Genomic DNA, 9829 nt, shown 5'->3' with positions numbered 1-9829 from the left:
TATGTAAAAGTTTACATTCGTATTTATAATAAATAAAAAGCACTTTTTAATGTTTTAAAAGTGCTTTAACTTGATGTTGATGTGACGGAACCTCAGTATGTAGAAATTTAAAAAAGCCCCTTCATAATGTTAAAGGGACTTTGCTCACACAAATGATCTGCACATCAATTCATCTTTGATATACAGATCATTTGTATGATAATTTTTATAAATAATTGCTAAATAATGAACTTACATAAATGCTTTTAAAAGTTCTTGAACGAATGGAAGTGCTCCACCTACAAATTTTAAAACTGCCATTGCGATTGCCATATTATTTCCTCCTCTTTTGTTCGTAGTAAGGTATGATGATTTTTATAAATAATTGCGGAATAATGAACTTACATTACTGCTTTTAAAAGCTCTCCTACTAATGGAAGCACTCCACCTAAGAATGATAAAACTGCCATTGCGATTGTCATATTATTTCCTCCTCTTTTGTTGATGCTAAGATGTGATTTATCTTTATGCTTTTATTATAGTAAGCGCTTACATTTATATCAATAAATTTTTATATGTAATATTGCATATTATAGGGAATGAATTGGGCATATGGTGCTACTCCTATCATTGACAGTAAACTAATATTCAAAAATTCACTTTCAAGAGCTCACTACATATTAATTATTTAATATTTAAATTAATCACATTAAGGATAGTGTAATATAGTTAGTAGGAGATGGTTTTATGTTAAAAATAGAACAAAACAAAGTGAGTTTAATTTCAGGAATTAGCTTATTAATATTGTTTTTGACTAACTCTTTTATAAAAAGTGATTTTTGGGTGATTTGTATAGATGCAATTTTAGCTTTGGTTAACTTAGTTTTATTTATTATTTCTAGAGATATATAAAAAACTAAGTTACGTAGAAAAATGGAGAAGTTAGATGAAGTAAAATGATTTTGGCTTTTTTATAAATATTGCTCTTATATTTGTAGGGATATGTATTTTTAGATTGGAATAGGGGTTCAGCCGAGATACGTGTAAAACTAGGTCATAGTAATACATTTTTTACCAAACGTTGTTTATCGGTGATATTTGTAACATAAACGTTCGTTTTTGTTACGTTTTGTATTTGGAAATACGAAATATCCTAACCGTTGAACTAGCTGTAACAAAATACTGTATCAATAATAATCCGTAAACATTATTATTAAAATACCTTTTTGTTACACGATAATCAGATAATGGAAATAAAATACAGCCTATGACCCAAAATTACATGTATCTCGGCTGAACCCCGAATATAGCCAACTAAAGAAAAGGGCAGAATCTGGATTCAGATTCTGCCCTTTTCTTTAGTTGGCTATTACAGTTAAGATGGTTTACTTTCGACAAACATTGTTTTTACTTTGTTAGATTACCAAATGATAGTAAGTGTATACAAGATTTCATGCAAGATTGCATGAATAAAGAAATATAGTATCGGAAAAATAATTCAAATCAAGTTTACAGTGAATGAAGAAGATAATGTTTAGTATATCAAATGAATTGAGGGAGAAGTGGTTACGGGTGCTAGTCAATCAAAACGGACCTAGCGAAGCGAAGGGAGTATTTGACTTGACCAAACTGGACTACACCCAAACCCTCTTGGCATGGAACAAACTATTGTTTGTTCCTGCCGACCGGCGAGGTAGCCCCTCAAGGAGTTGAGGGGCTGGGGAGTTCGAATGTTGTGTTTTTGCAAGAGATGGAAAGCTTTAACAAGGTGTTTCATGTTATTATAAAGAAAGACGTATAAACGAGAAAAACCGCCCATGCTTTGGACGGCAGGCGGTTTTTCTTAATAAGGTTGGAATCAACCAATATATATTCTATATACATTCTAACATATAAAAGTTGATTTCTTCCACTAAGGGAGAGAATTATTTTATGACAAAAGTTGTAGATTTTGGACAAGCTGAAAAAAAAGCGAAAATAAGAGATAGTAAGATTGATAGTATTTATGATCAGTTGCAAGCTGGTGGTTACTCAGAAGAAGAGAAAGCAATGCTTTTGCAGTTGTTAAGTAAGACGACTGGTGGGGAAGAATATTTCATAGGTAAAAAGAAAAAGCCTACAGATCGGGTGAGATTTGTGCAAATTATAATGGATAATGTAGATTATTTGATTGAAATAGGTTATTTAAGTAGTAAGGAAGAAGCCTTTTTATTTAAATTAACTTCCTCTGTAGAGTTTAAAACTAATGTTCTTGTAGAACGTGAGACAAATAATCCAGCATCACCTACATATTTAGCTGAAAAGTTTAAAATGACTCGTCAAAGTATTTCTAGTGTCATGAATGGTTTATTAAAAAAGGGAGTATTAGCAGTTGCACAATCAGGTGTTACAACTGAAGATGGACGAGTTTGTACTAGTCGTACATGGTTTGTAAATCCAAATGTTATGTGTTGTTCTCCTAAAGATGGAATAGATAAAGCAACTCAACACATTTTTAGAGATTCATTAAGAAATTTTAAAGTCGAAGATCAAGGGAAGAAAAAACATAAACTACCTATTTATTTATTTTAAAAGAACGCAAAAAAACTTGCGTTCTTTTTTTTTTTGTTATTTACCTTTTTTTAGGTGTCACTTTTTTTTGACACCGGTGTCACTTTTTTTTGACACTCCATCTTCTATAAACCCTTGATACTACTGACTTTCTTCACTTTGCTCTTCTCACTCTTATATATATAGCTAAAAGTTCCGCAAGGAACGGGTCGTATTTTCTTTCGCTTTGCTACAGAAAATCTCCACCCTTTTCGCTTTGCTACATCCTTGCGGAACTTTTTTCGGCTCGAGTTTGGATATCACCAAGCCGATACATCCAAAAGCAACTATTTGGGATCATCGGCTTGAATTGCGATTATACGAGCCGAACCGCTAGTGCCTTCGTTTAATAATTTCACTTACCACATTGATAGATACGTAATACGTGGGGGCTCGTCCCCACACGACGAACCAGCCTCAACCCCAAAAGCAAAGGAAAACCTTCTTTTAAACCTGTTTATTTTGCTTTTTAAGCGTTTATTTTTGTTTTGACGACAAATAGTATTGTTTTAGATTTATATCTTTTAAAAAGGATCCTGAAGCGTTTAAATAGCATCTTGTATTTTGTTGTTATTTATTTCTAGATTAAGGATTTATATTTATTTAATGCTTATTGTTTTCTTTTAGTATTTTAAAGTAATGTTTGATTGCAATTTATTAAAAATATCATGTCGTTAGTGAGTACTCATATGGAGACATCAAAGGGACTTTGTGTACTCACTGAGTCTACATCTGGGGACATAATGGGTACATTTGGAGGGTTTTGTGTCGTCAGTGAGTGGACATCCTGGGAATTTTCGTGTACCCACGTTTAAGCTAGGCTCCGCCTAGTCCCAACCCCTAGTTGGGCCCAAAAAACCCTTATGCTCTTCTGTCTTTTTTAATTCAGAATTTCCAATTTTATAGAATAGCTTGTTTTTTAATTAAAAATTATTATGTTAAAAAACAAATAGTTAATTTATGTGTATGTAGGAAGGTTTAGGGGATCCCTATTTAGGAACAAAATTCATGAAGGTGTTTAGGTGTTTGTTTAAATAGTTTTAATAAGTGTTCATCTGAACAAGGTATTTATCTGAACAGCAACTAAACACCTGATATAATAATGTTTATGAGCGCTGTTCAGATGCTGTTTGTTTGTTTAGATAGGAGTGATTTAAACAATGGTTAGGGAAAAACATGAATTAATTTGGCTATCGGCTGAAGATATAGCAAAACAAGTTGGTGTATCTTCAATGACAATTAAACGAAATTGCAATACTTATGAAGAATTTATTCTATTCAAACAGGGGGAGAAAAATAAGTACTATATTTCTTCTGAATGTGTGGATGTTTTAAAATTTATTAATAAACTTCGAAATAAAAAGAATGTCCCTCATAAAGAGATTCTAGAAGTATTAGACAAAGAAGGTTTTAAAAAATATATTGCTGTTGATATGGAAGTTGTTCAGGAAAACACTTCTAAACAAACATTTGAACAAACTATGTTTACCTTAGATGAAGTGAGAAAAATAGTTGCGGAAGAATTAGAAAAGGCAATGGAAGATCAAGCAAATAAGAAAGATGAACAAATTATGTATTTGATGAGAGAGATTCAAGATTTAAAAAGAATTATGATAGAAGAAAAACAAGCAATATTAGAAATAGATTCATCCGAACAACAAGTAAACAATGGAGAAGTACAAGAGATTAAAAAGGAATCGTGGTGGCGACGCATGTGGAATCGCTGAGTCCTGGCGTTTATGCCGCGAAAGTTCCTTGACGATGAGGGGAACCCTCATGCAAACTCGCCAGGGGTGGCCCCAGAAGGGCGGTTTTTGCCCGCTGGGGTTAGCTTTGGGAGTTTGAGGGTTCGGAGGCTCGTCGTCAAGGGAACCGTGGAATAAAAAGCGAGGACGGACCCCAGGACAGGGCAAAAACCAATGTCTTCGCCAAGATTCGTGGTTCTACTGTTAGAAAAAGGCGAATAAGAATATAGCATACATACAATAAGGGAATGCAGTATAGATCAGTCTACAAGCATTCCCTTGCTATTAATATGTTTTTATTCTAATAACATTTTTTGTTTATATTAATTATTGCAGTACTACAAATAATAATAATTAGAAAGGCTATTAAACAAAGAAATGGGATAGTGATAAATCCAAACCAATTTAAATAATCACCAGTACATGGTATTTTACCGCATGTCGATATATTTGATAAGTGTGGTATTTTTTGTATTAAGTAATGATAAATTGATATAGATATTCCTACAGTAGAAAGAATTAAGCAATAAATGTTCACTTTATAATCTTTATTTTTAATTGCTATTCCTAGTATGATAACTAATGGGTACATAAAGATCCGTTGATACCAGCATAAGGTACAAGGTTCATATTTCATAATTTCAGAGAGATATAAACTACTACTTGTTGCAACAAAGGATGTTGCCCATGCTATAAATAAGATATTGTCTAATTTTTTGGTTGTATTCATTTTTTCTCCTATTTATTTTTTATTTTTGTTAAACCATTCTTTAAATTCTTCTTTTTTATATTCTCCTTCAATACGATCTATTTCTTTTCCGTTTTTATAATGAATGATAGTGGGTGTTCCTTCAATTTTAAATTGATTCCATCCATTAGGTTCTTTTTCTAAGTTTAAGACTTCCATATTTATATTTAGTTTTTTTGTCATAGGAATGACTATAGGAGAAGTTTTTTTACAGTAATGACAATTTGTTTGATAGAAATAAATAAATTTTTCATTCTGTTTTAAAATATCATTTTGTAATTCATTTGTTTTTATTTCGTTTTGATAGTAGTTTGTAGTACTTTCTTTGGAATCTTTTTTTGTTGTTGTTAAAAATATTAAAATTAAAATTGATATTGTGATAAGAATAAATACAATTATTTTTTTCATTTTTTCTCCTTTTATTCGTTTTTCTGGAAATGTAAACGGTTGCTTTTATTGTTATTTATATTATAATTATTTACAAATTGTTCTTAAATTGTAAATTTGAGAGCTGTTAAATGTATTATATGGATTTTTAGTTTTTTTATTATTAGAATTTTTAAATTAAGTTTTATTTTAATCTATTTTTATATAAAAGTAAATATTTGACTCAATTAGAAATATATGCTAATTTTGTTTTTGTGCTAGTTAAAACTAGTAAAATATTTTATGGAATGGGGAGATTTTATGTCACGTAAGGGGTTTTTAGGTAAGGGAATTTTATCTTTAGGATTATGTGGTGCTTTGTTAGCTTCACCTGTAACAAGTTTTGCGGCGGAAGAAAATAATTCAACTGGGCCACAAATGATTTACACTGAAGAGGGTTTTACAAATTTGGAATCTGGAGAACAACGTGTTATTCAAGGTAAGGCAACTCCTAGAGTTGGTTCTGGACAGTGTTTTGATAATATAGAAGGTGGAAAATGGTGTAAAGGTCAAACAATGGGATGGAAGTTAGATTGGGCACAATTTTCTCAATATGATCATGCTAAACGTACTCATAAAGCGTCAGCTATGGCTAATGGAGTAACTAATAGAGGAGATTGGGTAAAAGCTGGAAAACAAGCTTATAAAACTTCAAATTATTATGACAAGTTAACAAGTTATAAATCTTATTATGATGTTCAATAATTTTATGAATTAATATTTAAATATAAAAAAATAATGAGAGAGAGAGAGTAAATGAAAAAAGTCCTATTTTCTTTATATATAGTGATTTTTCTACTCTCTTTTTTTGTTTTTGTTGAATGGATTCTAAATAAACAAGAAAATTTCATGAAACAGGCAGGAAAAGAGAATAGTATTGTTATGACTTTTAATGAATCTATTCTAGAAATTGATCGTAATAAGTTTTTTTCAGTTTTGTTTAATGTGTCAGATTCATATGGTGCAAATGTATTCAAACCAAGTTATTCAGATGTTTCTTCGACAGAATATATTTATTTAACACACGATCAGAATTCATATTTTTCGAATTTTTCTTTATTAGATGGGGAATTTCCAAATGATACAAAAATGGAAGATTTTTATTTGTCTACATTTCAAAATGAAAAAGTAACGGGGAAATTATTCTCTTATACAAATGAAAATAAATTTCATATTAAGCCTTTGAGAAAATTTCCAAATGATAAGTTAATAACAGGTAATTATATTGTTACTTTGCAAGATATAAATAAAGTAGATTCTTTTATTAATAGTCTAGAAAAAAAATTAAATTTAAAAATTAAATATTCTAATTATGAATTTCAAGAGCCTATTGGTTCTTTTGGGCTACAGGTAATGCCTTTGATTTTATTGTATGTTTTATCAATTTTAATGACGATATACTATTACTTTTTACAATATAAAAATTTTTCGGTTCAATTATTAAATGGTTATGGTGCAATAAATGTTTGGAAAAATTATTTGTTTGAAATATGTGTTTATTATTTTGCAGCTATGTTTTTATCTACGGGTTTTATAGCTGTAGTGAAGGTTGGTTCTTTGTTATTTACATTAGAATGGTTAGAAATTTTAAGAAATTATTTTTTATATCAAAGTATCATAGGAATAATGTTTTGCTTTATTGTGTCACTGTTATTTATAAGAGTTGGGAATATAGATATTTCTAGTAGTTTAAAGAATAAAAAACCTTTAAAGAAAATTCAAATTTTGAATGGTTTTACTAAGGTGTTATTTTCTGGTGTAATTTTATATTTGATATTTGTATCTTATTCTTCGTTTTCTATGTTATATAGATATTATGAAACGAATGCAGGTAAGTGGAATGTTTTAAAATCTTATGGAGTAATGAATACCAGTGCACCTACTCCAAATGGAAATCAACCCAAAGCAGTTTTAGATCTTTTTAAAAAGCATTATGAATTATTTAAATATACTAATGACAGAGGAGCTATTTTAGTAAAAGTTTCAGATGCATATGAGGCAAAAGAAGTTGGAGTAGATATACCAAATCAATCAAAATTTGCAGAAAAGATAATAAGAATTAATAATAATTTTTTAAAGTTGAATCCAATAAAATCAGTAGATAATAAGGTTGTTAAAATTGATGAAAATAATGAAGAATTAATAATATTAGTTCCAGAGAAATATCAAAGTGAAGAAAGAGAACTTAGAGCATACTTAGAAGATGAATATGCTTTTCAAAAATATGGAGCTAAAAATAGTTTTTTACAAGATATTGGAGAACCAGTAGAATCGGTTAAGAGTAAATTTTATAGTATTATTTGGGTAAAAGATGGTCAATCTTATTTTACTTTTTCAAATCATCATGCAAAAGATACTAATAATTACTTTTATGATGGAATTGGAGTCGTATTAACGAATAAAAATGGGAATGAAGGGGCTTTATACGATACAGTTGTTGGTAACAGCGGGTATTTTATAAAATTAACGGATAAAAAAGTTTTTTATAATAGTGTGAAGTCAGAAGTAGAGAGATTAGGTTTACAAGATTTATATCCTACAGTTTACAATGCTTATGATGCAAATAACTTTGAGGTACAAGAACATATGAAAAGAATGTATGTTTTTGTTTTTGTTTTATGTATAACTTTGTTTGTATATTTTGCAATTAGTATTTTTACAACAATGAATTATTTAGAACAAAACAAGTATAGACATACTATTCAAACTATTTATGGTTATGCTTATTTTGAAAAACATAAGATTTATTTAATGGTTACAAATTCTATTTGGATTATTAGTACTTTTATTATATTTATGTTTGGTAAGTTTGATTTTGGATGTATTATTTTCTTTGTTTTTCTTTTAGAGAATATGTTAACTTATTTACTTATTAAAAGAAGTGAAAGAAAGAAAATGATACAAATTATAAAAGAGGGCTGACAAAATGGATAAAGAATTAGAAATCAAACTAAATAATATAACTAAAAAACATGGTGATAAGTATATCTTTCAAGATTTTAATCTTGATATTTATAAAAATGAATTTGTTGGTATTATAGGTAAAAGTGGTTCTGGTAAATCTACTTTGTTAAATATCATGGGACTTTTAGATGAACCGAATCAAGGAGAAGTTGTAATTCAAGGGAATAATAATGCTTTTAGAAATAAAAAGATGTTTTTTCGAAATACATTGGGATATGTATTTCAAAACTATGCTTTAATGGATAATGAAACAGTTGGTGCAAATTTAGAAGTTGCACTCAAATTTCAAAAGAAAACCAAACAAGAAAAAATTGATTTGATGAGTGAAGTATTAGGGCAAGTAGGTCTGTCTTGTTCTTTAAAAACTAAAGTTTATACTTTAAGTGGTGGGGAACAACAAAGACTGGCAATAGCTAGGATTTTGTTGAAAGAGTGTGATATTATTTTAGCTGATGAACCTACAGGTTCTCTTGATAGAGAAAATCGAGATCAAGTAATTGAATTATTAAAAAAGCTTCATGGTAAGGGTAAAACGATTATTGTTGTAACTCATGATATAGACTTGCAAAATTTATTTTCTAGAGTAATTGAATTAAAATAGTATGTGAAATTTTGAAATCAAGAGCTAATTAATATATTTTATTTAGCTCTTGATTTATTTTATAATTATTAAAATGATGAAGAGTTTTTTAAATATAAAAGATATCAAGTATGTTATCTTTTTCTTCTTTATTGATGCCAATATATTTTAAAGTGATTTTAGGTGTGCTATGATTCAATATTTCTTGTAACATAGCCACATCCTTAGTTTGTTTATAGAACCAATAGCCGAAGGTTTTGCGCATGGTGTGGGTACCGATGGATTCTACACTGGCAAAATCTCCGGCTTTTTGCAATTGTCGATAAGCTTGGATCTTACTAATGGGTTGATCTCCTTTTCGAGAAGGGAATAACCAGGTATTTTTTAGGGTTTGGGCATACGAATAGATTTCATCAAAGATAGAAGTAAGATTAATCATGCGTTCTTTCTTCGTTTTTCCTTCTTTGATCTTAAATTCTTTTCTCTTTTTCCGTTTTAGTTTTACTATGGTTTGTGTTTCTAGTTGGAGTAGATCACTTACGCGTAGTCCGGTATGAATGCCAATAAGGAAGAGAATATAGTCTCGTTCGGAACAATGACGTTTCAGAGCCCATTTCATATCTTCGATCTGTTCTTTGCTACGGATAGGCTGGACATCAATGAGATGTGGTTTTTTGTTCATGGTTTTATGACCTCTTTATTTATAGTGTATTGAATGTATACTTTTATCATATAAATTGAGGATATCAGTGGATTCGGTGGTAAGTCAATGATTAAGAGGGAATGAATGTAAACTTT

At 29.6% G+C, this 9829-nt stretch carries 9 protein-coding genes; 6 read left to right on the top strand and 3 right to left on the bottom strand.

The genetic code is table 11. From position 1 onward, the window contains the following. The first annotated feature begins 726 nt into the window (after positions 1 to 726). The 3 genes from NSS97_RS30280 to NSS97_RS30270 all read left to right on the top strand — a co-directional run bounded on the left by NSS97_RS30280 (position 727) and on the right by NSS97_RS30270 (position 4295). The gene (locus NSS97_RS30280; RefSeq protein ID WP_165927704.1) at positions 727 to 891 is read left to right on the top strand and encodes a hypothetical protein; all 165 of its coding nucleotides are present in this window, start codon (positions 727 to 729) and stop codon (positions 889 to 891) included. A gap of 1020 nt (positions 892 to 1911) precedes the next feature. Then, the gene (locus tag NSS97_RS30275; protein ID WP_044443236.1) at positions 1912 to 2550 is read left to right on the top strand and encodes a MarR family transcriptional regulator; all 639 of its coding nucleotides are present in this window, start codon (positions 1912 to 1914) and stop codon (positions 2548 to 2550) included. A 1178-nt stretch (positions 2551 to 3728) separates the two neighbouring features. Continuing rightward, entirely contained in the window at positions 3729 to 4295 is a 567-nt protein-coding gene (locus NSS97_RS30270; RefSeq protein WP_107888456.1) for a hypothetical protein, read from the top strand. Positions 4296 to 4614: 319 nt separating this feature from the next. Here NSS97_RS30270 and NSS97_RS30265 read toward each other — a convergent pair whose 3' ends face one another. Next, complete coding sequence (locus NSS97_RS30265) at positions 4615 to 5043, bottom strand: disulfide oxidoreductase (RefSeq protein WP_107888440.1); 429 nt, start codon at positions 5041 to 5043, stop codon at positions 4615 to 4617. Positions 5044 to 5055: 12 nt separating this feature from the next. After that, entirely contained in the window at positions 5056 to 5469 is a 414-nt protein-coding gene (locus NSS97_RS30260) for a thioredoxin domain-containing protein (protein ID WP_107888439.1), read from the bottom strand. A 279-nt stretch (positions 5470 to 5748) separates the two neighbouring features. On the opposite strand from NSS97_RS30260, the gene NSS97_RS30255 reads away from it, so the two are divergent. From NSS97_RS30255 to NSS97_RS30245, 3 genes are read left to right on the top strand one after another with little or no spacing between them, the layout of a single operon-like run. Then, on the top strand, positions 5749 to 6192 hold the full coding sequence (locus tag NSS97_RS30255; protein WP_107888438.1) for a lactococcin 972 family bacteriocin: 444 nt from the start codon (positions 5749 to 5751) through the stop codon (positions 6190 to 6192). Positions 6193 to 6243: 51 nt separating this feature from the next. Further along, a complete protein-coding gene (locus NSS97_RS30250; RefSeq protein WP_107888437.1) occupies positions 6244 to 8409 on the top strand; it encodes a DUF1430 domain-containing protein in 2166 nt (721 codons plus the stop codon). Positions 8410 to 8413: 4 nt separating this feature from the next. Continuing rightward, positions 8414 to 9052, top strand: a complete 639-nt coding sequence (locus tag NSS97_RS30245) for a putative bacteriocin export ABC transporter (protein WP_107888436.1) — start codon at positions 8414 to 8416, stop codon at positions 9050 to 9052. Positions 9053 to 9140: 88 nt separating this feature from the next. Here the strand turns inward: NSS97_RS30245 and NSS97_RS30240 are convergent, their stop codons facing one another. After that, positions 9141 to 9713, bottom strand: a complete 573-nt coding sequence (locus NSS97_RS30240; protein ID WP_341115377.1) for a tyrosine-type recombinase/integrase — start codon at positions 9711 to 9713, stop codon at positions 9141 to 9143. Positions 9714 to 9829 lie beyond the last annotated feature (116 nt).

Origin of the sequence: Bacillus sp. FSL R12-0074, assembly GCF_038005725.1 — a bacterium.
Taxonomy (GTDB): Bacteria; Bacillota; Bacilli; order Bacillales; family Bacillaceae_G; genus Bacillus_A; species Bacillus_A mycoides.
The sequence above is the reverse complement of the archived record's forward strand: the minus strand, read 5'-3'. Positions and strand labels throughout refer to the sequence as shown.

Coding starts and splice junctions, on each gene's coding strand:
- NSS97_RS30280 (WP_165927704.1), top strand. CDS start 727: ATGTTAAAAATAGAACAAAACAAAGTGAGTTTAATTTCAGGAATTAGC.
- NSS97_RS30275 (WP_044443236.1), top strand. CDS start 1,912: ATGACAAAAGTTGTAGATTTTGGACAAGCTGAAAAAAAAGCGAAAATA.
- NSS97_RS30270 (WP_107888456.1), top strand. CDS start 3,729: ATGGTTAGGGAAAAACATGAATTAATTTGGCTATCGGCTGAAGATATA.
- NSS97_RS30265 (WP_107888440.1), bottom strand. CDS start 5,043: ATGAATACAACCAAAAAATTAGACAATATCTTATTTATAGCATGGGCA.
- NSS97_RS30260 (WP_107888439.1), bottom strand. CDS start 5,469: ATGAAAAAAATAATTGTATTTATTCTTATCACAATATCAATTTTAATT.
- NSS97_RS30255 (WP_107888438.1), top strand. CDS start 5,749: ATGTCACGTAAGGGGTTTTTAGGTAAGGGAATTTTATCTTTAGGATTA.
- NSS97_RS30250 (WP_107888437.1), top strand. CDS start 6,244: ATGAAAAAAGTCCTATTTTCTTTATATATAGTGATTTTTCTACTCTCT.
- NSS97_RS30245 (WP_107888436.1), top strand. CDS start 8,414: ATGGATAAAGAATTAGAAATCAAACTAAATAATATAACTAAAAAACAT.
- NSS97_RS30240 (WP_341115377.1), bottom strand. CDS start 9,713: ATGAACAAAAAACCACATCTCATTGATGTCCAGCCTATCCGTAGCAAA.